Source organism: Aquamicrobium sp. LC103 (assembly GCF_001014615.2).
Taxonomy (GTDB): domain Bacteria; phylum Pseudomonadota; class Alphaproteobacteria; order Rhizobiales; family Rhizobiaceae; genus LBCQ02.
This window is the reverse complement of sequence record NZ_LBCQ02000005.1, coordinates 275,312-299,258: the sequence shown is the minus strand read 5'-3', so window position 1 is coordinate 299,258 and position 23,947 is coordinate 275,312. Positions and strand designations below refer to the sequence as shown.

The 23,947-nt window shown below is 62.2% G+C and carries 24 protein-coding genes; 14 read left to right on the top strand and 10 right to left on the bottom strand.

The features are described 5' to 3' along the window. Positions 1 to 98: 98 nt before the first annotated feature. Complete coding sequence (locus XW59_RS12020) at positions 99 to 1,049, top strand: LysR substrate-binding domain-containing protein (RefSeq protein WP_082137524.1); 951 nt, start codon at positions 99 to 101, stop codon at positions 1,047 to 1,049. A 103-nt stretch (positions 1,050 to 1,152) separates the two neighbouring features. On the opposite strand, the gene XW59_RS12015 is transcribed toward XW59_RS12020, so the two are convergent. Continuing rightward, complete coding sequence (locus XW59_RS12015; RefSeq protein WP_246666073.1) at positions 1,153 to 2,304, bottom strand: transporter substrate-binding domain-containing protein; 1,152 nt, start codon at positions 2,302 to 2,304, stop codon at positions 1,153 to 1,155. 49 nt (positions 2,305 to 2,353) lie between these two features. After that, positions 2,354 to 2,788 (bottom strand): hypothetical protein, encoded by a 435-nt coding sequence (locus XW59_RS12010; RefSeq protein WP_047145082.1) that lies wholly within the window; start codon positions 2,786 to 2,788, stop codon positions 2,354 to 2,356. A 556-nt stretch (positions 2,789 to 3,344) separates the two neighbouring features. Here XW59_RS12010 and XW59_RS12005 point away from each other — a divergent pair. Both XW59_RS12005 and XW59_RS29855 read left to right on the top strand, forming a co-directional pair. Continuing rightward, on the top strand, positions 3,345 to 3,551 hold the full coding sequence (locus tag XW59_RS12005) for a hypothetical protein (protein WP_246666081.1): 207 nt from the start codon (positions 3,345 to 3,347) through the stop codon (positions 3,549 to 3,551). 15 nt (positions 3,552 to 3,566) lie between these two features. Continuing rightward, positions 3,567 to 3,920, top strand: a complete 354-nt coding sequence (locus XW59_RS29855) for an EF-hand domain-containing protein (protein ID WP_047145083.1) — start codon at positions 3,567 to 3,569, stop codon at positions 3,918 to 3,920. Positions 3,921 to 3,999: 79 nt separating this feature from the next. On the opposite strand, the gene XW59_RS11995 is transcribed toward XW59_RS29855, so the two are convergent. After that, positions 4,000 to 4,905 carry a LysR substrate-binding domain-containing protein gene (locus XW59_RS11995; protein WP_047145084.1) on the bottom strand — a complete coding sequence of 302 codons (906 nt, stop codon included), beginning with the start codon at positions 4,903 to 4,905 and terminating at the stop codon, positions 4,000 to 4,002. 100 nt (positions 4,906 to 5,005) lie between these two features. On the opposite strand from XW59_RS11995, the gene XW59_RS11990 reads away from it, so the two are divergent. The 10 genes from XW59_RS11990 to XW59_RS11945 all read left to right on the top strand — a co-directional run bounded on the left by XW59_RS11990 (position 5,006) and on the right by XW59_RS11945 (position 15,839). Continuing rightward, entirely contained in the window at positions 5,006 to 6,316 is a 1,311-nt protein-coding gene (locus XW59_RS11990; protein WP_047145085.1) for an aspartate aminotransferase family protein, read from the top strand. Between the two features lie 155 nt (positions 6,317 to 6,471). Then, the gene (locus XW59_RS11985; RefSeq protein WP_170990134.1) at positions 6,472 to 7,599 is read left to right on the top strand and encodes a tripartite tricarboxylate transporter substrate binding protein; all 1,128 of its coding nucleotides are present in this window, start codon (positions 6,472 to 6,474) and stop codon (positions 7,597 to 7,599) included. Between the two features lie 77 nt (positions 7,600 to 7,676). Next, the gene (locus XW59_RS11980) at positions 7,677 to 9,206 is read left to right on the top strand and encodes a tripartite tricarboxylate transporter permease (RefSeq protein ID WP_047145087.1); all 1,530 of its coding nucleotides are present in this window, start codon (positions 7,677 to 7,679) and stop codon (positions 9,204 to 9,206) included. Then, entirely contained in the window at positions 9,193 to 10,236 is a 1,044-nt protein-coding gene (locus tag XW59_RS11975; protein ID WP_047145088.1) for a Gfo/Idh/MocA family oxidoreductase, read from the top strand. Before XW59_RS11980 ends, XW59_RS11975 begins: the two co-directional genes overlap by 14 nt. After that, on the top strand, positions 10,233 to 10,739 hold the full coding sequence (locus XW59_RS11970) for a tripartite tricarboxylate transporter TctB family protein (RefSeq protein ID WP_047145089.1): 507 nt from the start codon (positions 10,233 to 10,235) through the stop codon (positions 10,737 to 10,739). Before XW59_RS11975 ends, XW59_RS11970 begins: the two co-directional genes overlap by 4 nt. Beyond that, positions 10,736 to 11,584 (top strand): sugar phosphate isomerase/epimerase family protein, encoded by an 849-nt coding sequence (locus XW59_RS11965; RefSeq protein ID WP_206077704.1) that lies wholly within the window; start codon positions 10,736 to 10,738, stop codon positions 11,582 to 11,584. The genes XW59_RS11970 and XW59_RS11965 overlap by 4 nt, the downstream gene beginning before the upstream one ends. Beyond that, on the top strand, positions 11,581 to 13,038 hold the full coding sequence (locus XW59_RS11960) for an enolase C-terminal domain-like protein (RefSeq protein ID WP_047145090.1): 1,458 nt from the start codon (positions 11,581 to 11,583) through the stop codon (positions 13,036 to 13,038). Before XW59_RS11965 ends, XW59_RS11960 begins: the two co-directional genes overlap by 4 nt. A 20-nt stretch (positions 13,039 to 13,058) precedes the next feature. Beyond that, a complete protein-coding gene (locus XW59_RS11955) occupies positions 13,059 to 14,084 on the top strand; it encodes an NAD-dependent epimerase/dehydratase family protein (protein WP_047145091.1) in 1,026 nt (341 codons plus the stop codon). A 19-nt stretch (positions 14,085 to 14,103) separates the two neighbouring features. After that, positions 14,104 to 14,793 (top strand): TetR/AcrR family transcriptional regulator, encoded by a 690-nt coding sequence (locus XW59_RS11950; RefSeq protein WP_047145092.1) that lies wholly within the window; start codon positions 14,104 to 14,106, stop codon positions 14,791 to 14,793. Continuing rightward, complete coding sequence (locus tag XW59_RS11945; RefSeq protein WP_047145093.1) at positions 14,790 to 15,839, top strand: dihydrodipicolinate synthase family protein; 1,050 nt, start codon at positions 14,790 to 14,792, stop codon at positions 15,837 to 15,839. The genes XW59_RS11950 and XW59_RS11945 overlap by 4 nt, the downstream gene beginning before the upstream one ends. A 37-nt stretch (positions 15,840 to 15,876) precedes the next feature. Here the strand turns inward: XW59_RS11945 and XW59_RS11940 are convergent, their stop codons facing one another. The 7 genes from XW59_RS11940 to XW59_RS11910 form a co-directional block, all read right to left on the bottom strand. After that, positions 15,877 to 16,617 carry an amino acid ABC transporter ATP-binding protein gene (locus tag XW59_RS11940; RefSeq protein ID WP_047145094.1) on the bottom strand — a complete coding sequence of 247 codons (741 nt, stop codon included), beginning with the start codon at positions 16,615 to 16,617 and terminating at the stop codon, positions 15,877 to 15,879. Positions 16,618 to 16,668: 51 nt separating this feature from the next. After that, positions 16,669 to 17,328 carry an amino acid ABC transporter permease gene (locus tag XW59_RS11935; protein WP_047145095.1) on the bottom strand — a complete coding sequence of 220 codons (660 nt, stop codon included), beginning with the start codon at positions 17,326 to 17,328 and terminating at the stop codon, positions 16,669 to 16,671. Then, entirely contained in the window at positions 17,318 to 17,977 is a 660-nt protein-coding gene (locus XW59_RS11930; RefSeq protein WP_047145096.1) for an amino acid ABC transporter permease, read from the bottom strand. The genes XW59_RS11935 and XW59_RS11930 overlap by 11 nt, the downstream gene beginning before the upstream one ends. 21 nt (positions 17,978 to 17,998) lie before the next feature. Further along, positions 17,999 to 19,129 carry a Xaa-Pro peptidase family protein gene (locus tag XW59_RS11925; protein WP_281406227.1) on the bottom strand — a complete coding sequence of 377 codons (1,131 nt, stop codon included), beginning with the start codon at positions 19,127 to 19,129 and terminating at the stop codon, positions 17,999 to 18,001. 59 nt (positions 19,130 to 19,188) lie between these two features. Continuing rightward, positions 19,189 to 20,217 carry a succinylglutamate desuccinylase/aspartoacylase family protein gene (locus tag XW59_RS11920; RefSeq protein ID WP_047145098.1) on the bottom strand — a complete coding sequence of 343 codons (1,029 nt, stop codon included), beginning with the start codon at positions 20,215 to 20,217 and terminating at the stop codon, positions 19,189 to 19,191. Continuing rightward, the gene (locus tag XW59_RS11915) at positions 20,214 to 21,476 is read right to left on the bottom strand and encodes a methylaspartate ammonia-lyase (RefSeq protein WP_047145099.1); all 1,263 of its coding nucleotides are present in this window, start codon (positions 21,474 to 21,476) and stop codon (positions 20,214 to 20,216) included. The genes XW59_RS11920 and XW59_RS11915 overlap by 4 nt, the downstream gene beginning before the upstream one ends. A 63-nt stretch (positions 21,477 to 21,539) precedes the next feature. Beyond that, positions 21,540 to 22,370 (bottom strand): transporter substrate-binding domain-containing protein, encoded by an 831-nt coding sequence (locus XW59_RS11910; protein WP_052958103.1) that lies wholly within the window; start codon positions 22,368 to 22,370, stop codon positions 21,540 to 21,542. Between the two features lie 160 nt (positions 22,371 to 22,530). On the opposite strand from XW59_RS11910, the gene XW59_RS11905 reads away from it, so the two are divergent. After that, positions 22,531 to 23,901 (top strand): PLP-dependent aminotransferase family protein, encoded by a 1,371-nt coding sequence (locus tag XW59_RS11905; RefSeq protein WP_047145101.1) that lies wholly within the window; start codon positions 22,531 to 22,533, stop codon positions 23,899 to 23,901. The last annotated feature ends 46 nt before the right edge of the window (positions 23,902 to 23,947 follow it).

Genomic DNA, 23,947 nt, shown 5'->3' with positions numbered 1-23,947 from the left:
CGGCAGCGAATGCTCCCGCGGCGGATTCCTGACGGAGGAATCCGCCGTTCGTTCTCATGGCCGTTGCGGCCTTGCCGCTTCTCGGCTCATAGTATGGAATGCACCTTATTCCCAGACCGCTGAATGTCCGCCAACTGGAAGCCTTTCGCGCGGTGATGCTGACGGGCAGCATGACCGGGGGTGGGCGCTTGCTGTCCATTTCCCAGCCGGCCGTCACGCGCCTGATCCGCGAACTGGAGGCGGAACTGAAGCTGACGCTGTTCCTGCGCGAGGGCACGCATATAATCCCCACGCGCGAGGGAAAGGAACTTTACCGCGAAGTGGAGCGCCATTTCGTGAGCACCGAGCGCATCCGGGAGTCGGCCGACGCGATCCGGGAGTTCAATGGCGGACAACTGCGCGTCGCTTCCATCCTGGCGCTGTCCACCTCCTGCATACCCAGGACGGTGGAGCGTTTCCTGCGCGACTATCCGAGCATGGCGATTTCGATCCATAGCGGCGCGTCGCTCGACATCATCGATCTGGTGGTGAACGGCAGTGTCGATATCGGCTTCGTGGCCATTCCTCCGGGACGAAACGACCTCATCCACGAGGATCTGCCGGTATCCGAAGCCGTCTGTCTCGTTCCACGCCGGCATCCGCTTGCCGCCAAGCATGTGATCGGCCCTGCCGATCTTGATGGTCAGGACTTCATCGGACTCGGGCAGAGCTCGCTGATGCGGCTCGAACTCAATGCGCTGTTCCAACTGGCCAATTCGCACCCACGTGTCCGGGTCGAGAGCCTGTTCTCCTCGACGGTGGCGCGATACGTCAACAGCGGCATCGGCATCGGGCTCGTGGATCCGCTGGCGGTAGCTCTCGCGGATCAGAACAAGGTTGTCGTCCGCAAGTTCGTGCCGACAATCCGGTACGGCCTGTCGATCGTCTATCCGCGCAGGGTGGAAAGGTCTCCAGCGCTGCGGGACTTCACGAATGTCTTCCTTGCCGCATTCGAGGAGGAACTCGCCTTCACCAACGAGCGTCTCAACGACACGCCGACCGCCGCATAGCCGCCGAGATGCCTCGGTCCGAGCCGGACCACGACTGCCTCATGCGACGACAGTCCCTTCCTTCCCGGCGGCATTCTTGCGACCGCGTTCCATCCTCGCGCTCTCACGACCCGCTTCCGAAATACTTGCTCCGCAGGTCCTCGACGACCCCGGCTTCGATCAGTTCGAGTATCTGCAGGGTGACAGGCCGCGTCAGCTCGCTGTCGTGAGGGAAGGCAAAGCCGTATTTGTCCGGGTGGAAGATGTTGCCGACGACAGTAAGATTGCTTTGCGGCTGACTGTGAGCGAAGTGCTCCAGAATGGGAGCATCGCCGACAATCGCATCGATTTCACCGTCCTGTATGGCCGATGCCGCGGCATCGATATCCGGATATGATTGCGATGCGATGCCGAGATCGCCAACGAAAGTTTCGGCAACGCTTCCCGTGAATACGCCGACGGTCTTGCCCGGCAGGTCGGCGAGCGAGTGAACGCCCCTTTCGAGAGAGACCGTCGTCATGACGCTCGTCACCGACGATGTCACGTAGGCGATCACGCCAACCCCGACGACCATCCAGGCAGCTTGCCAGATCCGACCCATCCAGCCGAACAGGTTTTTGCGGGCAGTGCGGCCGGCGGTTGCGATTGAAATGACGTGATAGAAACTCTCAGCTATCCCATCGCGCCAGCGTCTGGGAAAGTCAGGATCGAATTTCCGGTCGAACAGCGCGAATCCGACGGTCGCAGTCGCGATGACCGCCAGAAGCCAGGCATAGGCGCGCAGGTGCCCGGCATCTCCAAGGCCCAATATGACGCTCCAGAAACCGCCGGAGCCTTCGTCGGACACCATGATCCGCAATCCTGCGTCGTACCAGGGCTGCGTGAAGGATAGAACCTCGGCACGATGGCGTGTGATCGTCAGGTTGGTGACGGCCGCGTCGACCTCGCCGTTGCGCGTCGCGTCGACGAGATCGCGGAAAGTAGGGTAAGCCACGTACCGAGTTGCGAGATCCAGATTCCCCGCGACGGCCTCCCACAGATCAATGGCCATACCGTCATAGGTGCCCTCCCCAGCAACGACGAATGGTGGGCTGACATAAACGCCGACATTGACGACGTGCGTCGATGGATCGGTTGCGGCCTGCGCGAGGGCACCGTGCGGCGCCAGGACACCGATAGCGAAGCACATCCATATTGCCGCCGTCCTCGGCAGGTCCATGATCCGAAAAATTTGCAAAGCCAAGTCCATTCCGGCTGCAAGATAGCGATGCAGCATCTACTCTCCTTATGAGGCTGCGTCGTCAAAAGACGCGGCGGTTGGTCGATCAGTCGTTGATGGCGGTTATCCGCACGGTGTCGCTGTCCCCTATGCCGGAGAACCAGACCTCGCCATCGCCGATCATCACCCCCTGCCAATTGGCGAACAGGTTCGGATAGGTCTGCTTGGCAATGGCATTCTTGACCTTGCGGGTGACGATCTTGTCGTAGTCGGCGACAAAATGCTTTTCATCCCTGATCTTCATGGCCTTGTCGTTGATGCGTGCCTGAAACGGATAATCGACCATGGAGGCGACCGCCTGCTTGTCATCGGCAGCAGCAGCCTTTTTCAACGTGTCGAAAAACTTCACATACGGCGCATGAGCCCCGAACAGATCGTCCAAGGTTTTATTCATTTCGCTGACCGTCTGCGCCCCCGCAGTCGTGATCCCCGCGAAGGCAATTATCAAGGTTGCAAGAAACGTCCGATTGGGCTTACGCATGATCAGTTTTCCTTCCTCAGCATCACCAGCGCCATATGTGAATGCGCGTTGAATCGAATTCGGTCCGGTCTGCGTGCGGACTACCGCTCCGCTTGCACCTATGATTTTCGGTCCCACTCGTCGGGGATGCTGCTCAACAGATTACGTACCGGACCGGACAGATCCGAGCATCGCATGCTTTGCTTGTTCGTGGGCATATGTGAGAAATTTCTAATGGCCCCGGCCTCAGCTTACTCAACACATGATTCAACAACCGGCATCGAATTTCAACCGTCGTTCCCCAGCCCATGTTCAATATAATCCTAATATAATACAGGCGCTGCCACTCGATCTTTCGCGATTTTCTCATCACTCCGCCATACTGGCGTATTTTTGACTTGATTCAGCCTTTATTTTATCAAAAACTATCCATGTATCAAAAAAATGCCATTATATTTACTCCGCCGCCTAAAACAGGTTGGTTTCTATGATCCTTTCTTCAGCCGGCACGAAGCCCACACAGTTACGAGGAGACGATATGATTAGACGACGGTTGGTCACGATTGCCGCGGCAACCATGTTGATCGCAGGCTGCCAGTCCAGTTCAAACCCACAGGTACAGGCACGCAATCATGAATTCGGCTGCATAGCGGGCACAGTTGGCGGCGCAATCGTCGGCGGCTTGATCGGCAGCACGATCGGTGCGGGAAGCGGAGCAGTTCTCGCGACGGCCGCCGGAATTGGCGGCGGCGGTTATCTCGGCAATCGTCTGGCGTGTCGCTAAGAGAGGAGTTTTTTCATGCGCAAGATGATTATGGCGGCCGCATGCGGCATCGTTTTCGGCACGGGTCTGGCCGCTGCTCAGCAGGCTCCGGCCATCCACGAAGGCCATCTCGACCAGATCGACACGAACAAGGACGGCGGCGTCAGTCGGGCAGAGTACCAAGCCTTCATGACTGCGGCATTCGCAAAGCTCGACGCCAATGGCGACGGCTTCCTCGGCCAGAACGAACTGTCGCAAATAACGACCGCCGCTCAGTTTGCGTCGATGGATGCGAACGGGGACGGACGCGTCAGCCGCGACGAATTCATGAACCAGGTCATGGCGGACTTCGCCACCGCCGATCGCGGCGGTGACGGCCATCTGAGATAGGAAAGGCGCAAGGCGGTGACCTACGCCGGTGCCGTCCATAGCGGCGGCGCCGGCGCGTTCGGGCGTTGCCATTGTCCGATCACATCCGGCGGAATCTCGGACCCTTGGCGGCGTGATCTGAATGAGGATCGGAGCGCTGCAAGGTGGGCAGCACCGCGCGGATATGGTCGCCCAAAGCCCTCGCGGCGGACGATGGCCGCGGTTCGGCGAATTCCAAGGCGATGCCGATCGTGGGAAGCGGCGGCAATCCCGCCGAAACGATGTGGAGGTCCGGCGGGACGGCCGATCGGGTGAGAACGCTGATTGCATGACCGGAGCGAGCGATCGCGATGAGGCCGGCGAGGCTGTTGCTGGCAAAGGCCACCCTGTATCGACGGCCGACAGCTTCCATGGCGTCGCAGGCGGCCCGATAATCGAGCGTTATCGGCGCGGAAAGCGCGAGCGGGAGGCTGGCCTGGTCCAGAATATCCGGTTCCATTGAATTGGCCACCCAAACGAAGCGTTCGTGGCGAATGACGTCGCCGTTTTCGGGGTCGGAGAGCGAAACGAGCGCCATGTCTATCTGCCGCCGGTGAAGCAGCGGGCGCAATTCGGAGGTGGGCGCGCAGACCATGCGCAGCTCGACGTCGGGATGCTGCGCGCAAAAGCCTTTGAGCAGATCCGGAAGAAACGCAATCGAATAGTCTTCCGGACAGCCCAGACTTATCGAGCCCTTGAGCGTCGTTCCACTCATTTCGGTCAGGATCTCGTCATGCCTGGCCAGGAGGGCCTCAGCGTGCCCCAGAAGCTTCTCGCCGGCAGCCGTGAGCCGCACGCCCGATCCGATCCTGTGCAGGAGCGCCTGGCCGACCTGATCCTCGAGACGGCGCATCTGCATGCTCAACGCCGATTGCGTGCGCCCGATCTGCAGCGATGCAAGGCTGATCGAGCCCGTGCGCGCAACGACCGCGAAGTTTTTCAGCAGTGCGAGATCGAGAAGCCCCATACTCATCAAGCCAATTGATATCCGAATGAAACAATATCAATTTGCCTGACAAGGCAAGTGCCGCTAGCCATTGAGAAACGGCCATAGCCGAGGTGATCCAATGTCGCTGAATGCCGATCCCGCATTCTGGGCGTCCGCCCGCAAGCATCTGACACGCTACGGACCCGACTTTGAATCGATCATTGTCGAGAGGGCCGAGGGCAGCTTCGTTTACGATGCGGACGGCCGCGGAATCCTCGATTTCACTTCCGGCCAGATGAGCGCCGTTCTCGGCCACACTCATCCCGATATCGTCGCGACCATCGAACGACAAATGCGCTCGGTCGCCCACCTTTTCAGCGGGATGCTGTCCCGCCCGGTCGTCGATCTGGCCGCGCGCCTCGCCGCGCTGGCACCCGGTCTCGACCGCGTACAGCTCCTCACGACGGGAGCCGAATCGAACGAAGCGGCGATCCGCATGGCGAAGCTGGTGACCGGCGGCCACGAGGTCGTAGCCTTCGCGCAGAGCTGGCACGGCATGACGGGAGCAGCGGCTTCGGCGACATACAGCGCCGGCAGGAGAGGTTACGGGCCAGCCGCCGCCGGCTCGCTCGTCATCCCCGCGCCCAACTCCTACCGCCCGCGCTTCACCCGTCCCGACGGCTCCAACGACTGGCAGGCCGAACTCGACGATGCCTTCTCGCTGATCGATCGGCAGTCGACGGGCAATCTCGCGGCGTTCATCGCCGAGCCGATCCTGTCGAGCGGCGGCATTCTCGAACTCCCGCCCGGTTATCTCGCGGCGCTGAAGCACAAGTGCGAAGAGCGGGGCATGCTGTTGATCCTCGACGAGGCCCAGACCGGGATTGGACGAACCGGGCATATGTTCGCTTTCCAGCGCGATCGCGTAACGCCTGACATTCTCACCCTGTCGAAGACCCTGGGCGCCGGGCTGCCGCTTGCCGCCGTCATGACCTCGGCTGAGATCGAGCAGAAGGCCTTCGAGAGGGGGTTTCTTTTCTACACAACCCACGTCTCCGATCCGCTGCCGGCGGCGGTCGGCGTCACGGTCCTCGATGTCGTCGATCGTGAGAAACTGATCGAGCAGGCGGTCACCCGCGGCGAGAGACTCCACAATGGCCTGCTCGCCCTGAAGCAGAGGTTCGAGTGCGTCGGAGACGTGCGGGGGCGCGGCCTCCTTCTCGGGCTGGAGATCGTCATGGACCGCCGGACGAAGGCGCCCGGCTTCGAGCTCGGTGCCCGGATCATGGAGGAGGCCATGCGCCGCGGGCTCAGCATGAACATCGTCAAGCTCCCCGGCATGGGGGGCGTGTTCCGGATCGCACCTCCCCTGACGGTCTCGGATGCGGAGATCGATCGCGGACTGGAGATCATGTCGGACGCGCTCGACGCCGTCACAAGCACTCGCTGAACCGCCAACCCGACCGCACCCTTCCTCAACCGACGGCGTCAAGGCGTCGGTTGAATCTACGGGCGATCGCTGCCAATCACCCGGAATCCGGTATCCGACCGATCGCCACACCTCCAATGCCTAGCAGGGTGCCCCGCGCCGGCAAGTCTGGTGCATTGGCCATCAGCTTTCGTGGACGGTGGAAAAACCGCGCAAACTTGCCACAAGCGTCTCTTGACAGGCAACGCATTCCAGCATCTGATTATCTAACCATTTGGTTAGTTAGGGGAACAGCAATGGGCATCAGAAAACTTGCATATGCGGCGATGGCCGCGGCTTTGACGGTTTCATTTTCGGCATCCGCACAGGAGTGGAAGCCGAGCGAACCGGTCACCATCATCGTACCGTGGGCGGCAGGTGGTTCGACGGATACGGTCACCCGTATCGTCGCGGGCGAACTGACCAAGGCCTTCGGCCAGAATTTCGTGATTCTCAACCAGCCTGGCGCGTCCGGCTCGGTCGGCACGCGAGCCGCGTGGGAAGCCGCCCATGACGGGCTGACCATCGCCGCCGGTGCTGTGGCAGATCTTGGTGCCTACCCGGTATTCGGCACGCTCGACGCGCAGCTTTCGGACTGGCGCCTTTATCTTCATGTAGCAAATCCCGGCCTCATCTCCGTGCCGGTCAACAGCGAATGGCAGGATTTCGGCCAGCTTCTGGAAGCGCTGAAGACGTCGAGCACGCCAATCACCGTCTCCTCGGGCGGCCTGTCCTCGGCGACAGCCATCAGCATGCAGACCCTGGAGAAGGCGACAAAGATCAACTACCGACAGATCGTCTATGAGGGCGGCAACCCGGCGGTGATCTCCACCGTATCCGGCGAGACCCAATTCACTGCCGCGACGGCCACCGAGCAGGTCGACATGATCCGCGCCGGCCGCCTGCGCCCGCTAGCGGTCATCGCCGACCAGCCGCTGGAACTCGAAGGCTTCGGCACGGTCCCGCCGGTCACCGAATGGCTGCCTGAAATCAAGAGCGCGCCGAACTATTTCGGTATCTACTTGCCGGCCGATACGCCGCAGGAGGTGCTCGACGCCATGGACAAGGTCTGGGCGGAGCAGATCAAGGACAATGAAGTCCTCAAGAAGCATGCCGCCGAACGCGGCGCGCTGTTCAACGCGACCTATGGCGACGAAGCCGTGAAAGCGTCCACTCCTTACCTGTCCATCAACGCCTGGCAGCAGTTCGAAAGCGGCGCCGCTCCGAACGATCCGACCGGATTCGGCATCCCGAAGCCGGAATAACCCGCAATACGCACGGAAACCTCCGGGGCATCTGTCCCGGAGGGTCCTATCGCGGATCATCGACAGGCAGGCGGCACATGGACGGGCTTTTTCATTTTCTCAACGCGGTCGCGGCGATCGGCCTGTCGGCCGACATATTCGTCGTGATATGGGCGACGCTCCTGGGCATCGTCATCGGCATGATCCCGGGCCTGACGGCCACTCTGGGCGTCGCGCTGGTCACCACGCTCACTTTCACCATGCAGCCCAACACGGCGATCCTCGTTTTGATCTGCGTCTATATCGGCGCGATCTACGGCGGCGGACGGACCGCGATCCTGCTCAACATTCCCGGCACCCCGGCCAACGCGGCCTCGGTTCTGGACGGTTTCCCGCTTGCCAAGACCGGGCGCGCCGGCGAAGCCATGGCCATCGCGACCACCGGCTCCTTCCTGGGTTCCATCGTCGGCATGCTCGGTCTTGCGATCGTCGCGCCATGGCTTGCCGAATTCGCGCTCGATTTCACCTCCTTCGAATTCTTCTGGCTCGCGGTGTTCGGCATTGTGCTGTGCGGCCAACTCACCGCAATGGACGATCCGCTCAAGGGTTGGATCGCCGGCTTCTTCGGCCTGCTCATCGCCATGGTTGGGCAAGAGAGCCTGCACGCCTATGCGCGCTTCTCCTACGGCGTCCCGAACCTCGAAGGCGGCTTCGGGCTGCTGCCGGTCCTCGTCGGCGCGTTCGGCTGCGCCGAGGTCTTCGTGGTCATGCGCCAGGAAGCCACCCAACTCGTCGCCTCGAAGGTCGGCAACGTGCTGAGTGCCGCACTGTCGTCGCTGCGCTACACCAGAACCTGGCTGCGCTCGGGCGCAATCGGCACGTTCATGGGCGTGGTTCCGGGCGTCGGCGAAGACATGGGCGCATGGGTCTCCTACGCCGCTGCCAAGCGCGCCTCCAAGACCCCCGAGGAATTCGGCAGAGGCTCGCCCGACGGCCTGCTCGCCGCCGAGACCGGCAACAACGCCGCCGTCCCCGGCGCGCTCATTCCGGTCCTCACGCTCGCCATTCCTGGTTCCGCGCCGGCCGCCGTGCTACTGGCAGCCATGATTATCCACGGGCTTCGCCCTGGCCCGCTGATCATGATCACCCAGGCCGATTTTTTCTACTCGGTCGTTGCCATGGTTTTCTGGGCGAGCTGCGCGATGCTGGTCCTGGGCCTCCTTCTGACCCGTCCGCTGCTCTACGTCCTCAAGATCCGCCGCGAATGGCTGATGGGCGTGATCTTCGTCCTGTGCGTGGTCGGTTCCTTCGCCATCGCCGGGCGCATCTTCGATGTCTGGGTAATGATCGGCTTCGGCCTGATCGGCTTTCTGATGCGCGAGACGGGCTTCCCGGTCGCGCCGATGATCCTCGGCGTGGTGCTTGGCCCGATCCTCGACAACAACCTGCGCCGCAGCCTGTCGATCAGCCAGGGAAACCCGGTGGACTTCGTCACGCGCCCCATCAGCGCGATCATCGCAGGCATGGTGCTCCTGATCGTCCTATTCTCGCTGCCGGCGGTACAGCGTGCCGTTCGTGCAGCGCTTTCGCGCATCGCATCACCGGTGAAGAACAATGGCCACGGCTGACACCGTGCTGATCTGCGGCTTCGGCGCGTTCGGTGAACCGCACGCCAAGGCATGGCGTCGGCTCGATCCCGACATCGAGCTCATGGTAGCCGACCCATCGCAAGCCGCGCTGAGACGAGCGAGCCAACTCGGCATCGCGGAAGACCGGCTCGCAGCCGATCCCACGGCGCTGATGGACCGCGCCGACATCGTCGATGTGGTCGCACCTCCTGCCTTCCACTTACCGCTGGCGCTTTCGGCCCTCGAAGCCGGCAAGCCGGTGATGATCGAAAAACCGGCCGTGAAGACGGTTTCGGAAGCGCATCAGCTCATCGACGCGGCCGGCTTGCTACCGGTCCAGATCGGCCTCGTCCTGCGCGCCCATCCGCTTGTCGTTGAGGCACGCCGCCTGCTGAGCGCCGGCGAGATCGGCGAATTGCTCGCCCTCGACGGCGACTTTTCGGGATGGAAGCGGATGCGCGCCGATTCCTCGCTCGCCGAGAACGATGGCGTGCATTTCCTCGACCTGATGCGTCATTTCGCCGGTTCGCCGATCGTGGAGGTCGAGGCGCGCTCGTGGAGCATGCTCGACAGCGAGGTCGCGGACGACATCGTCATCGAACTGGGCTTCGCCGATGGCGCGAAGGGCCGGCTGCGGCTTGGCGTACTTGTCGCGGGCGAGGCCGAGGACGCGTTCGTGCCGGGCGCAGTGACCACCAAGAGGCTGACGCTGATCGGCCGCGCCGGCAACATCGCCATCGACTTCAACCGCAACCGTCTCGTCCTGTCGAAGGTCGCCTATGAGCGCTCGGCAGGCGGCCACGGCGTAGACCCGCGATCGCTTTCGTCACGGACCGCCCTCGCCTCGACGCCGGAGGTGCTTCTATCGGCAAGCTTCGGAATTTTCCGCAACGCGGTGCGCGACGGCGCGCCCGTGATGTGCGACGCATCACAGGGTGCGCTGGAACTCGCCGCGACGCTTGCCGCCATCGACACCTCCCTGGCACGGCAGTTTCGCGAAACAACAAGGATAGATGGAGCCCGCCCATGACCCGCGCCCGTCCACTCGTTACCGACATGATCGGCGGTCTCGTCTTCACCATCATTGGCGTTGCCGGCCTAATCGAGTCACTGCGAATGCCGCGTTTCGAAAACCGCAACGCGGACCCGTTCACGGTGCCTGGTCTCACCCCTGGCTTGCTGAGCACGGTGTTGGCCGTATTGGGCGTGGCGCTGATCGCGCGCGCAATGGCGGGGCGCGGCGGCGCGACCCCGCTGCCGATCCTCAACTGGTCTGCTGGCAGCGCCACCCGCATGATCTTCACCCTGGTGACGGTCATGACCTACGGCTTCGTCCTGTTCGGCAACGTCCCGTTCATCATCGCCACCACGCTTTTCGTGTTCATCTTCACGATTGGTGCCGAGCTGCTCAATCCGCAGCGAAAGCTTTCGCTTCCGAAGCTTTGCATCGGCGCCCTCGTGCTGGGCCTGTGTTCCGCATTCGTCGTGCGCTTCGTCTTCGTGCAGATATTCCTCGTAAGGTTGCCCGGATGAGCGGCTTGCGCATCGCGCTCTGCAACGAGGTCGTGGCGCAGTTGCCGTTCGAGCGCCAGTGCGCGCTTGCAGCCGCGCTCGGCTATGACGGGCTGGAGATCGCGCCTTTCACGCTCTCCGACGAGCCCGCGCTGCTGACTTCCACGCAGCGCGCGAACTATCGACGTGCGGCGGAAAAAGAAGGCATCGCCGTCACCGGGCTACATTGGCTGCTGAACGTACCCGCCGGCCTCTCGCTCACCAGCAACGATCAGGACATTCATCGCCGCACCGGCGACCATATGGCGGCGATGGTCGAGCTCTGCGCCGATCTCGGCGGCAAGGTCATCGTCCATGGCTCGCCGACCCAGCGCGTGCTCGCCCATGCATCGAGCCCGCAGCGCGCCCGCGACAGCGCGCTTGTCTTGCTGCGCCAAGCGGGCGAACGCGCCGGTCAGGCCGGCGTCACCTACTGCATCGAGCCACTATCGCCGGCAATGACCGATTTCGTCACTAATGTCGGCGAAGCACTGGAAATAGTTGAGGAAATCGGCCTCCCCTCTCTCGCGACAATGATCGACACCTTGGCCGCGTGGGGCGGTGAAAGCGAGGGGCCAGACGCGCTCATCCGCCGGCACCTGCCGTCCGGCCATATCCGCCATATCCATCTTAACGACGACAACAGGCGCGCGCCCGGCCAGGGCGAACGCGGTTTCGCGCCGATCCTGCAAGGATTGTTCGACCTTGGTTATGAGGGCGTGGTCGGCGTCGAACCCTTCGACTATCACCCCGACGGGCCTGCCGCCGCCGCGCGCGCCATCGGCTATCTGCGCGGCATCATCGAGACTTTGGAGATCCGCCCATGACCGTGCCCAAGGTGAAGCTGGGCGATATCCGGCTCGGCATCACCAACGCATTCGCGCGCATGCCCTTCCGCTTCGGCGTCGTCACGATGGAGGCCGCAGCCTCGCTGACCCTCGAACTGGAGATGACGGTCGAGGGCCGCAGCGTCGTCGGCTATTCCTCCGACCTGCTCGCCTACAAATGGTTCGACAAGCGACCGGAGAAGACGCCGGCCGACAACGTCGCCGACCTGCTCTGGGTTGTCCAGCTAGCGGCCGGCATTGCCCGCGACCTGCCAGAGGCGACACCGTTCGAACTGTGGCGGCAGCTCGACGTGGCGGTGGATCGTGCTTCCGTCGAAGGCGGCTTCAATCGGCTCGGCGCATCCTTCGGCGTCTCAATGATCGAGCGCGCGATGATCGACGGCGTCGGCAAGGCGCTGGGTCTCGGGTTCCGTGCCATGCTGACCAAAGACGCACTCGGCCTGCGCCCAACTGACGTGTTCCCGGAACTTGCTGGGATGAGCGTGGACGACGCGCTGCCATCGACACCGTTCGGAAAGCTCGACCTGCGCCACACCATCGGCATGGTCGATCCGCTCACGGCGGCCGACCCGTTCGAGCCGGCAGGCGACGGCCTCCCCGAAACGCTGGAAGACTATCTGCGCCAAGACGGTATCCGCTATCTCAAGATAAAGGTCGGCGGCGATCTCGATGCCGATATCGCCCGGCTGGAAGCAATTGCCGGTCTGCTCGCCTCCGGCGGTCGTACGATTGCTGCCACGCTCGACGGCAACGAGCAGTACAAGCGCTTGGAGAACTTCGCCGCGCTGATGGACGCGGTCCGCTCGCGCCCCGCGCTCGACGCCCTCTACAGGGCGACGCTCTTCGTCGAGCAGCCGCTGGAACGCTCCGTCGCCCTCGCCGACACGCTCGACGAAACGGCGCTCGAGACAATCGGCCTGCCTCTGCTGATCGACGAGGCGGACGGCTGGACGAGCGCATTCCGCGAGGCCATCGACCTCGGCTATCACGGGGTCAGTCACAAGAACTGCAAGGGCGTCATCCGCTCGGTTCTGAATGCGATGCTCGCCGCGCGCCACAGCCGCCTTACGGGCCGGCCCGGCGACTATTTCCAGTCGGCCGAAGACCTGACCTGCCTGCCCACAGTCTCGCTTCAGGCCGACCTCGCCGTCGTCGCCGCGCTCGGCATCGGCCATGTCGAACGCAATGGGCACCACTATTTCCGCGGGCTCGATCACCTGCCGGAGCAGGAGGCGGAAGCGGCGCTCGCCGCCCATCCCGACCTCTATGAGCGCGCGGGCGGCCGCATCCAGCTCGCCATCCGCGACGGTGCGCTCTCCGTCGCCTCTCTCGACCGACCGGGACTCGGCTCCACCGTCAAACCCGATCTCGCCCAAAGCATCGCGCCGCAGGACTGGTCGTTCGCGATGCTCAATACAAAGACAGCCATCTGACGCTCAAGGGAAACGCCAGAATGAACGCACTGCCATCGGAAATCCGCAACGAGGAAGAGCTCGAGGAGCTGCTGTCGCGCCCGAGCCAGAAACTCATCGACACCTTCGCCTGCCTCGACGGCGATATCACCATTCTCGGCGTCGGCGGCAAGATGGGCCCGACGCTCGCCCGCATGGCCAAGCGCGCGGCCCCCCACAAGCGCGTCATCGGCGTCGCCCGCTTTTCGGAAGCCGGCTTGAAGGAGAAACTCCGAGGCTGGGACATCGAGACCGTGGAGTGCGACCTGCTCGATCGCACCGCCGTGGATAGGTTGGAAAAGACCGCCAACGTCGTCTTCATGGCCGGCCGCAAATTCGGCTCGGCGGGCAACCAGTCGCTCACCTGGGCGATGAACGTGCAGGTGCCGGCCATCGTAGCCGAGGCCTTCGCGGATGCGCGCATCGCCGCGTTCTCGACGGCCTGCGTCTATCCCTTCGTGGACATCACCGGCCAGGGCGCGCGCGAGGACCTCGACCTGAATCCGCCCGGCGAATACGCCAATTCCTGCGTCGGCCGCGAGCGCATGTTCGAGCATTTCTCGCGCACGCGTGGAACGAAGGTGTCGCTCGTCCGGCTGTCATACGCCATCGACATGCGCTATGGCGTTCTGCACGATGTGGCGAGCGCGGTGCAGGCGGGAGAGCCAGTGCAGGTCGACAGCGGACATTGCAACGTCATCTGGCAGGGTGACGCCAACGATATCGCGCTGCAGTCGCTCGCCCATGCCGACAATCCGCCGTTTCTGCTCAACCTGTCCGGCCCGGAGCTCGTCAGCATACGCCGGCTCGCCCAGAAATTCGGCGAAAAGTTCGGCAGGGAGCCAGCCATTTCCGGCAAGGAGCAGGACAAGGCCTGGATCGTGGACACCAGTCTCCAGCAGCAACTTTTCGGCTACCCTTCGGTGCCGCTGCCGCGCCTGATCGACTGGACGGCGAAGTGGCTTTCGGACGGCCGGCCCTCGCTCGGCAAGCCGACCCATTTCGAGGTTCGCGATGGCAATTACTAAGTATAGGGGCGCAAAGACCATGTCGCGCAGCGATGCATCGTCGGGGAAGGAGAAGCCCCGGCAGACGCGCGATGCGGCGGCCACCCGTGCCCGCATCCTGAAGGCCGCCGAAAAGGAATTCGCCAAGAAGGGGCTCAAAGGCACCCGCATCGACGCCATAGCCACGCGCGCCCGCTGCAACAAGGCGTTGATCTACCACTATTTCGGCTCCAAAGAGGATCTCTTCAGCGCCGTGCTGGAGGTCACCTACGAGAAGATCCGCGCAGCAGAGCGCAAACTCGACCTTGCGCACCGCTCCCCGCGCGCGGCGATGCAGGAACTGATCGGCTTCTCCTTTGACTATGTCAGCGATCATCCGGAATTCATCTCGCTCATCAATGACGAAAACATGCATGGCGGCGTGCATGTCCTGCATTCGGCGCGCGCGCGCGATCTCAACAGTCCGCTCGTGGCGCTGATCGAGGAAATTCTGAAGCGCGGTGAAGCCGAAGGCGTGTTCCGCTCCGGCGTGGACCCCGTACAGCTCTACATCTCGATTGCCAGCATCTGCTACTTCTTCATCGCCAACAGGCACACGCTCTCGGCGATCTTCGCCCTGCCCAAGACCCGCGACGTGCTCGACATGCGCCGCAGGCATGTCGTCGATGTCATTCTCGGCTATCTGCGCCCTGACGCTTCCTCCATCGACATTCCAAGAGTTCAACCATGAAGATCAACGACATCCCCGCCGTTCCCCTTGCAGCACTGCGCAAGGGCGGTGTCATTCCCGCCCATCCTCTTGCACTTGATGCCTCGCGCAAGCTCGACGAACGCCGCCAGCGTGCACTATCGCGCTACTACCTCGACGCGGGCGCGCACGGCATGGCGGTTGCCGTCCACACCACCCAGTTCGAAATCCGCGACCATGGCCTCCTGGAACCGGTGCTGTCGCTCGCCGCTGAGGAAGCTGCACGTCATTCGTCTGAACCGTTCCTCGTCGCCGGCGCGATCGGCAAGACCGAACAGGCGGTGCGCGAGGCGGAGCTTGCCCGCTCCAAGGGTTATCATGCCGTGCTTCTCGGCCTCGCCGCGATGAAGGATGCCAGCGAGGACGAACTGATCACCCACTGCCGCGCGGTAGCGGACGTCATGCCGGTCGTCGGCTTCTACCTTCAGGTAGCGGTCGGCGGTCAGCCGCTGCCCTATTCCTTCTGGAAGCGCTTTGCCGAGATCGACAACGTCATTGCGATCAAGATGGCTCCATTCCACCGCTACCGCACGATCGACGTGGTCCGCGCCGTGATCGACGCGCGCGCGGAAGAGCGCATCACGCTCTACACCGGCAATGACGATCACATCGTCGCCGACCTGATAACGCGCTTCACCTTTTCTCGCGACGGCAAGCCGGTCAGCGTTCGCGTCAAGGGCGGCCTGCTCGGCCACTGGGCCGTGTGGACGAAAAAGGCGGTGGAGCTTCTGGCCGACATTCACGAGCGTCCCGATGCGCGCTCGGCCTCCGAATGGCTGGAACTCGACGCCCGCACCACCGACGCCAACGGCGTGCTGTTCGACGTCGCCAACGACTTTGCCGGCTGTATCGCAGCGATCCACGAGGTGCTGCGCCGTCAAGGGCTGCTCGAAGGCATCTGGTGCCTCGATCCAAACGAGACGATGGGGCCGGGCCAGATCGAGGAACTCGATCGGATCGCGCGCGACTATCCCGAGCTCAACGACGACGATTTCGTGCGCGACAATCTCGGCCGTTGGCTCGCCTGAGCGAAGCCCGCGAGCCGGAATATCCTCGCCGGCCTCGCTAGTTCAGCAATTGACGCAGGAAATGACGGGAACGTTCCTCCCGTGGATTGGCGAAGAAGTCCTCGGGGGGAGCCTGCTCGACGATCAATCCTTGATCCATGAAAACGACACGATCGGCAACGGTCTTCGCAAAGCCCATCTCATGCGTGACGCAGAGCATCGTCATCCCGTCCTGCGCCAGGCTCACCATGACATCGAGGACCTCCCGGATCATTTCAGGATCAAGCGCGGAAGTCGGCTCATCGAACAGCATGATTTTGGGGTTGAGGCATAGAGCGCGGGCGATTGCCACGCGCTGCTGCTGGCCGCCCGAAAGCTGAGCAGGATATTTATCGGCCTGCTCCGGTATCCTGACCCGCGCAAGGTAATGCATGGCGATGTCCCGTGCCTCCTTGCCGCCGATCTTGCGGGATTTCGTCAACGCGAGCGTGCAGTTGCCGATAACCGTCAGATGCGGGAACAGATTGAAATGCTGGAACACCATGCCGACGTCCTGGCGCAGCGCATGTATAGTCCTGGACTGCCCCGTGATCTCCGTGCCGTTTACGAGTATGCGGCCCGCCCCGTGCCGTTCCAGCCCGTTTATGCAGCGGATCAATGTCGATTTGCCCGAACCGGAAGGTCCGCAGATCACGATCCGCTCCCCACGTCCGACTGACAGATCTATGCCGCGAAGCACCTGGAAACTGCCATACCATTTGTCGACGGCAACGAACTGAACGGCGGGATCGCCCGCCATCCCATTTTTGTCTTCCCGATCAACTGTCACGCCAATCCCCTGTCTGAACGCTTACCGCCTGTGCGATGCCATGAGCCGGCGCTCCATTTGGGCGACGAGCTGCGAGATAACGAATGCCAGGCCAAGAAAGATTACCGCCGAAACGAAGAGTGGCTCGGCATAGCGGAAGGTCTCGGCCGCGATGTCGAGCGCGCTTCCGAGCATCTCGGGCACGGCGATGACTGCAAGGTAAGGCGTGGCCTTCAGGATCGATACGAAATAGTTGCCCAGCGGGGCCGCGATGTTGCGCAGCATTTGCGGTGCTATGATGAAAGCGATCGTGTGGCGGCGACTCAGCCCCAGCGCCTTCGCCGCTTCCATCTGGCCATGATGGATCATGTCGATGCCGGCGCGGAATACCTCAGCCAGATAGCCTGAATAATAGAAGCTGAGGCACAATATGCCGACAAGCAGAGCCGGCAACCTGATCCCGTAATAGGGCAAAACGAAATAGATGAAATATATCTGAGCCAGCACCGGCGTGGAGCGGATGCAGTCGATGACGAAGCGCATCACATAGGACATGATCCGGCCGGATCTGCGAAGGATTTCCCATGCGAAGCCAAGCAGAGCCGCGCCGAAGCAACTGGCGACGGCAACACCGATCGTCGTGCCTGCCGCCTGCAGAATGATCGGCACCGTCTCGAGCGCATATGCAGTATCAAATTGCATCCGACGCCCTCCTGCCTTTGGTGACACGCTTCTCGATGTGGCGACCCATCACCGTCACCGGGTAACATATGATGAGGTAGGCCAGCAGGAGCGCCGAATAGACGGCCACTGGATCGAAGACGATCTGCGAAATTTCCTTTGCGCGATAGGTCATGTCGGTCAGCGTGATCAGGGACACCAGCGCCGTTGATTTGATCAGTTGGATGAACTGATTCATGAAGGTCGGGACCATCGCCATTATCGCCTGCGGCAGCTCGACATAGGCCAGCACCTGACTGCGCGTGAGCCCAATAGCGAGGCCGGCTTCGGTTTGGCCGCGGTCAAGCGCCTGCAATGCCGCGCGCACCGCCTGACTTCCATAGCCGCCGATATTCATGCCCAGCACCATCGCCGCCACCGAAAGCGCCGAAAGCGTGACGCCGAACAGCGGCAGCGTGTAGTAAAAGGCAAAGAGCAGGACGATGACGGGAGACGAGCGCCAGAACTCGATGAAAATCGTAACCGGCGCTCCTTTCCAGCCTGTCGCGATATGCTGCAGGATGCCGAATATGAAGGCGAACGGAATTGCGTAGGCGAGACCGAGGACAGTCACGAGCCCGGTGACACGGAATCCCTCGAAAATGCCCCAAAGAATTTGGCCGTAGGTCACGCCCTACCCTTTCTGCGAGGTTTATCCCTTCAGCCTGACGCCATGGGGAAACTGCGTGAGACATTCAAAGCCTGCCGTGGTCACCCGCACGGTTTCCGAAAGTTCCAGCCCCCACCCCTCCATCCACATGCCCAAGATGATGTGGAAGGTCATGTTGGGCTTCAGGATCGTGTTATCGCCGCGGCGCAAGCTCACCGCGCGCTCACCCCAATCCGGCGGAAACCCGACACCGATGCCGTATCCGATGCGGCTATCCTTTTTCAGCCCATGCCGGTCGAGCACCTTTTGCCATGCGGCGTGCACGTCCTGAGCTTCAATGCCCGCGCGCAAGCATTCGAGGACGGATTGCATGCCTTCCTCAACCGCGGCTTCCGTTCGGCGCACTTCATCCGGCAAACCGGTACCCAAATGCATGGTACGCGCCAGGCCACTGCAATAGCGCCGCCGGGCTCCGCCAAGCTCGAGAGCGATTGTCTGGCCGCTTTCGAATTTGTCGTCGTTCCAGGCGGGGTGCGCGGTCGCAGCCTTCTCACCCGCCAGAATGATCGGGCTCAAACCGGTGATGGTGCCGCCGAAACGCTCGTCCGGCGCAATCTGTGTCTTGAATATCTCCGCCATCACTTCGCTTTGCCGGACGCCGGGTGCGATCAGTTCCATCGCATGGCTCATCGTGCGCGCGGCAATGCCCGCGGCGTCGCGCATATAGGCGATCTCGGCGTCAGACTTCTCCATCCGGAGCCGGTTGACGAGGAGGTCGCAATCCAGGAATCGAGCGTTCGGCAATCCTTTTCGCAGATGATCGAAAGCCCGGATGGAGAAATAGTAGCTCTCCGATTCATATCCCACCGCGCTGCGTGCATGACCCAGATCCGCGATGACCCCGACGAGATGATCGCTGGGATGACGGTCGGTCTGCTGGACGTAATCTTCCGGATAGCCGATGACGTGATCGGCATCGAGCCAAGTGCTCATTTGCGCGCCGGGGCGGTCCATGGCGCGCCCGTACCAGAACGGCATCGAATGTTTCGCCGAAACCAGGACATAGAGCGGGGTGTAAAACGCCCAATCTTCCGCACCAGTCAGCCAGTAGATATGGTTTGCGTCGGTCACCAGAAGCAGGTCCACGCCGGCGGCGGCCATCGCCTCCTGCACCCGGTTGGTCCGGCTCTGGAATTCGTCGCGTGAGAATGGAAGGTTCACTGGATGCTCCGTTATGCCTGATAGCTGCTTTGGTCGAGATCGCGCGCAACAAGTCCGATGAAGTCGCCCCGTACCGTGACGCCACCGTGCAGGCGTCCGATGAACAGCCCCTCGCACGGGGAAGTGATGGGGCGCCCCGGCATATCCAGCACGTCCAAATCGTGTAGCGTGGCGATCAGATCGCCTTCCCGCACTTCCTGTCCCAATTCGATCTGGTATTGAATGAGGCCGCCTGCCGGCGCGCTGAGATAGCCCTTGTCGAGATTCGCCAGCATGCGAGGAGGCTCGACGGGCACGAAACGATCGCGCGGAAGGATACCGGTGAACGCCAGGAAGTTCCGTATGCCGCGAACCGCCATGCGAACCAGGGACGGTGTCGTGGAGCCTCCGCCGCCAAGCTCGGTCGTCACGAAGAGTTTGCCGCGGCTTTCCACGGCTGTGTCGAGCATGCCGACCATGTCCAACTCTTCGAGCACCATCGCATAGGGGGCACCGAAGAGGGACACCGCCTCGATCGCGCGGCGCTGGTCTGCCGGTTTCGGCAGGCGATGGGTGGCGGCGAAGGGCGAGAACATCATCGTGCGCCCGCCCGAATGAATATCGAGAACCGCGTCCGCTCGCTCCACGAAGCAAGCCTCGACGAAATGCGCCACCTGTTCGGTCAATGTCCCGTCCGCGCGCTGCAGAAATGCCCGGTTCATGTTCCCGCCATCGATCGGAGACGTGCGGCGGCCAGCGACAACGGCGGCATGGTTCAACGACGGCATGAAAATGGCAGTGCCGTGGACATCCTTCGGATCGAGCTCCGCAAAGACCTGGCGGATCGCAAGCGGACCCTCCAGCTCGTCTCCATGGTTGCCGCCGGCGAGAAGCACGGTCGGGCCCTCGCCATTCGATACGACGCCCACGGGCGTCGAATAGGACCCCCATGCGGATTCGTCACGAGACCATGGGAATACGAGATGGCCACTCGATTTGCCGCTGGCCTGCGGATCGATGGTCAGATGGCCTCTGCTGCCAGGGACCGGCCGCACGGTCATGGCGCGTTTCCAGCCGGTGTTCTCGCGCCGGTGCCCAGCAGGGCAAGCGTGCGGTTCATTTCGTTGCCGAGGATCATCAGCGCTTCGTCGCCACCCAGGCCGGGCTTCGAGAGAAGGAAGTTCGGCCCCGTGGCGAGCGCGACATGGGAGGTTATACGCGCGGACTGGTCGGTCTCATTCGCCGTACCGCCAAGGCAACATCCCATCCCGATCTCGTGGCAATACAGAACGGCATCGATCGTATTGTCGAGGGATCCCAGGTCGGGAGCCTTGATCTGCACCGCGTCAGCGGCGTCGGCTTCGCCGAAGGCGCGAATGTCGTCGATCGTATTGCACCATTCGTCCACGATCACCGATGCCGCCGTTCCGGCTTCGCGCATCGCGCGCCTGAGGGTCGCGTAAAGGTCGATCTGCTCCTGTCTGGATTTCGCGATGATGGGCGACTCGATCAGGAGATCGAAGGGAGCGGCCGATTCCGCCACGGTCCCAATGAAGGACGCGATCGCCTTGACGTCGTGGTCGAAGAGTTCGCCGATGGTTCCGTAGGTGTCCAGGTGGATCTTGGGCCGATAGCCGGAGGCGCCAATCTCCCGGATTCGACGGGACAATGCGCCTGCAAAATCCAGGAGCTTCTCGCCACCATGCCCGAGATCGTTCGCGACATGCGTGAAGCTTGCGTGCGGCAGGAGGTCCACCTGCTTCATGATCATGCGGTCGATCAGGGTCCAGTCTGTCTTGGGAACCGAAACCAGGATTGGAATCGGTTTTTCGGCGATGGCCGTGCCCCATTCCGCGGCGACGACCTCGGCGATCGTCTGCCGGCGGGCCAGCGCGGCAGCATGAAGAAGCGCCTGGCTGAGGCCGTATTGCAGTGCCGTATGCAAGGGCCGGCCATTGCTGCTGTATCGGCAGATACGATCCATATTGGTGCGCAACTGCCGTGGATCCAGTTCCCGGAAGATCGGCGCCAATTCCTCGGCGACGAAGGACGCGTGCTCCTGCGGACGGAACACGGGGTCGCGACCGGCAGCCCCGGCAAAGATGACGTCGACGCAGTCGCCGAAGGCCACATTGCCATCATCGAGAACCAGCATGACGGATAGAACCGAACCCGGCTGCACGATGGCATCGAAACCCACCGTGGCAACCGGCCCGTCGAACAGAAAGCCGTTGGGTGCGGCCCCCTGCTTGATCGCTGCCAAGTCCTTGTGGGCAAAGCCATTGCGGCCGACGGCCGTGACGAGCCGTTCAATTTTCATGCTTGTAGCTCCTGACTGGAATTGGTTGCCGCCATGACGCTTTTCGCCACGGCGGCAAGAACATCACTCGGCCTGGCAAAGCGTCTGATGGGAAAGGTCCGCTGCCATTTCAGTTTCGGTGAACCCATATTTCTTCATGATTTCCAGGAGTTCGCCGTTGGCCTTCATTTCAGCGATGCGCTCGTCGAAAAAATCGCGCAATGCGGCGTGATCGGCGCGAAACGCGAGGGAGACGTTGCCGAAGACCTCGTTGCCCTGCTCGTCCTGTACGCCCTCGAAGGGCACGGCGCGTTCCAGCCGCTCCCCCGTCGCCGGATCGGACAGGATTGCGATTGCCGCACCGGCCGAGGAAACACCCACGTCGACACGCCCTCCAAGAAGCGCGGCAAGGGTGGACGCATTGTCCTGGAAGAGAACCTGACGCTCCTTCGGCACGCCTGCCATGTCGGCATGCTTGGCGGTGATGCTGCCGCGGGTTGCGGCGAAGATGACGTCCTCCTTGGCGGCGATATCGGCGAAGCTGTGGATGTTCTTGGGATTGCCCTTCAGCACAATGGCCGCGTCGGGCACCTTCAATGTCGGGTTGGTGAATTCCACCAGCTCGCAGCGCGCCGGCGTGATGTATAGGCCACCGGTCGCAACATCGAAACGGCTGGCCTGAAGCCCCGGGATGAGGGCCGGAAACTGGGTTACCGAGAACTCTATGCCCTTGTTCTCGGTGGATTCCAGCACGGCACGGATGACGTCGACATCGAACCCCCTGACCTCGCCATTGGCGTCCTTGAAGCCCCAGGGAGCCTGATTGTAGATGCCGACGTTCAGGGTGTTGGAGGCGAGATATTCTTGCGCGGATTCTTCAGCGATGCTCCATGTCGCCGCGGTCAAGCCAACCAACAAGCCGCCAACGGCGCCAACAAGGCTCCGGATTCCAACCATGATCGTTCCCCTTTAGTAATATTTGTGTTTTGATACGATTCTCTGAAAAGAATTTCAGGTCAATATTTTTATTGATCTATATCAATAGATTGATCTCAGGCAGCAGCGGGGCGCGAGCATGTGGACACCGGTCCTGGACACCAAGCAGCATGGAGGAAAGTCGAAAGCGCTGCTTCGCGCGCTTTCTCAGGCCATCGAGAATGGCGAGCTTTCCTTCGGAGAAAGACTTCCGCCACAGCGCGATCTCGCCCACGCGCTCAACCTCTCTTTCCAGACGGTCAACACTGCCTATAGAGAGGCCCAGATGGCGGGATTGATCCAAAGCGTCGTGGGCCGAGGCAGTTTCGTGAACGCGCGCGGGTCAAGCGGCACGGGCAGCTTCATCCTTGCACCGGGGCCGGGAGATCAGATTGATCTGTCGGTAACCTTTCTCGCGCACCACCCCGATCTCGATCGGATGTTTCACGAAACGATCTCGAGTATTTCGCAGGAGCGTTCGCCTGCATGGATGTATCAGTCCCGGCCGGTTGCGGGTGCCCATGCGCATGTGGCGGCGGGACTCGACTGGCTGCGGGGGATGAACGCCGGCGCGACGATGGACCGTCTCTTCATCGTCAACGGCGCGACCCACGGTGTTTTTCTCGCGCTTTCGGCCGTCGCCAAGGCCGGCGACACGGTATTGACCGAGAACCTCACCGAAAACGGAACCATAGGCGCGGCACATATTCTGGGTCTGGAACTCCACGGCGTGGAAAGCGACGAACAAGGCATCATTCCCGAGGCCCTGGAGGAGGCATGCCGTCGCCATCGCCGCGTTGCCGCACTCGTGTGGGTGCCGACTTTCGGCAATCCGACGGCCCATCTGGCAGGCCCCCGCCGCCGCGAGCAAATCGCGGAGATCGCGGATCGTTACGATATCGCGGTGATCGAGGACGAGGTCTACAAACCGCTCGTCGACGCCGATCTGCCTGCGATCACGACCATGTTGCCCAAGAAGGGCTTCTTCACCACCAGCTTCACCAAATCAGTGATGACCGGGCTGAGGGTCGGGTACCTCGTGACGCCCGGCCCCTACACTTATCGCGTCGCATCCGCGATGCGGTGCACGACCTGGAGCTGCGCGCCGCTGATGAGCGAGCTGGCCACCCGCTGGCTGGCTGATGGAGATATCGATGACATAATTCGCATCCGGCGGACGGAGGCCGTGGCGCGTCAAGAACTCGTCAGCAAGTATCTGGAAAAGCATGTGCGGGGATCGCATCCCCTGGCGCCTTACTGCTGGCTGAAAATACCCGAGGGCTGGACGGAAACCTCGCTTGCGGCCGAGCTCCAGGAACGAAAGATCCTCATCAACACATCCGCACCTTTTGCAATTGATCCGGATGCCGAGCCGGGAATTCGCGTCAGCCTTTCCGGTGCTCCCGATCGCCAGACGCTGGAGCGGGCGCTGACGATCATTCGCGACACGTTTGAAAAGCTTCCGATCTAACGGACCAGGAATGGTATCACAGCGGCATGAGAGACACGAACCACTC

What these genes read in the sequence shown, in the direction of transcription:
- XW59_RS12005 (WP_246666081.1), top strand. Translation starts at nt 3,345, where the DNA reads ATGTTGATCGCAGGCTGCCAGTCCAGTTCAAACCCACAGGTACAGGCA.
- XW59_RS11905 (WP_047145101.1), top strand. Translation starts at nt 22,531, where the DNA reads ATGTGGACACCGGTCCTGGACACCAAGCAGCATGGAGGAAAGTCGAAA.
- XW59_RS11915 (WP_047145099.1), bottom strand. Translation starts at nt 21,476, where the DNA reads ATGAAAATTGAACGGCTCGTCACGGCCGTCGGCCGCAATGGCTTTGCC.
- XW59_RS11980 (WP_047145087.1), top strand. Translation starts at nt 7,677, where the DNA reads ATGGACGGGCTTTTTCATTTTCTCAACGCGGTCGCGGCGATCGGCCTG.
- XW59_RS11920 (WP_047145098.1), bottom strand. Translation starts at nt 20,217, where the DNA reads ATGACCGTGCGGCCGGTCCCTGGCAGCAGAGGCCATCTGACCATCGAT.
- XW59_RS11940 (WP_047145094.1), bottom strand. Translation starts at nt 16,617, where the DNA reads ATGGCGGGCGATCCCGCCGTTCAGTTCGTTGCCGTCGACAAATGGTAT.
- XW59_RS12010 (WP_047145082.1), bottom strand. Translation starts at nt 2,788, where the DNA reads ATGCGTAAGCCCAATCGGACGTTTCTTGCAACCTTGATAATTGCCTTC.
- XW59_RS11950 (WP_047145092.1), top strand. Translation starts at nt 14,104, where the DNA reads ATGTCGCGCAGCGATGCATCGTCGGGGAAGGAGAAGCCCCGGCAGACG.
- XW59_RS29855 (WP_047145083.1), top strand. Translation starts at nt 3,567, where the DNA reads ATGCGCAAGATGATTATGGCGGCCGCATGCGGCATCGTTTTCGGCACG.
- XW59_RS11990 (WP_047145085.1), top strand. Translation starts at nt 5,006, where the DNA reads ATGTCGCTGAATGCCGATCCCGCATTCTGGGCGTCCGCCCGCAAGCAT.
- XW59_RS11995 (WP_047145084.1), bottom strand. Translation starts at nt 4,905, where the DNA reads ATGGGGCTTCTCGATCTCGCACTGCTGAAAAACTTCGCGGTCGTTGCG.
- XW59_RS12015 (WP_246666073.1), bottom strand. Translation starts at nt 2,304, where the DNA reads ATGCTGCATCGCTATCTTGCAGCCGGAATGGACTTGGCTTTGCAAATT.
- XW59_RS12020 (WP_082137524.1), top strand. Translation starts at nt 99, where the DNA reads ATGCACCTTATTCCCAGACCGCTGAATGTCCGCCAACTGGAAGCCTTT.
- XW59_RS11965 (WP_206077704.1), top strand. Translation starts at nt 10,736, where the DNA reads ATGAGCGGCTTGCGCATCGCGCTCTGCAACGAGGTCGTGGCGCAGTTG.
- XW59_RS11970 (WP_047145089.1), top strand. Translation starts at nt 10,233, where the DNA reads ATGACCCGCGCCCGTCCACTCGTTACCGACATGATCGGCGGTCTCGTC.
- XW59_RS11975 (WP_047145088.1), top strand. Translation starts at nt 9,193, where the DNA reads ATGGCCACGGCTGACACCGTGCTGATCTGCGGCTTCGGCGCGTTCGGT.
- XW59_RS11935 (WP_047145095.1), bottom strand. Translation starts at nt 17,328, where the DNA reads ATGCAATTTGATACTGCATATGCGCTCGAGACGGTGCCGATCATTCTG.
- XW59_RS11960 (WP_047145090.1), top strand. Translation starts at nt 11,581, where the DNA reads ATGACCGTGCCCAAGGTGAAGCTGGGCGATATCCGGCTCGGCATCACC.
- XW59_RS11955 (WP_047145091.1), top strand. Translation starts at nt 13,059, where the DNA reads ATGAACGCACTGCCATCGGAAATCCGCAACGAGGAAGAGCTCGAGGAG.
- XW59_RS11945 (WP_047145093.1), top strand. Translation starts at nt 14,790, where the DNA reads ATGAAGATCAACGACATCCCCGCCGTTCCCCTTGCAGCACTGCGCAAG.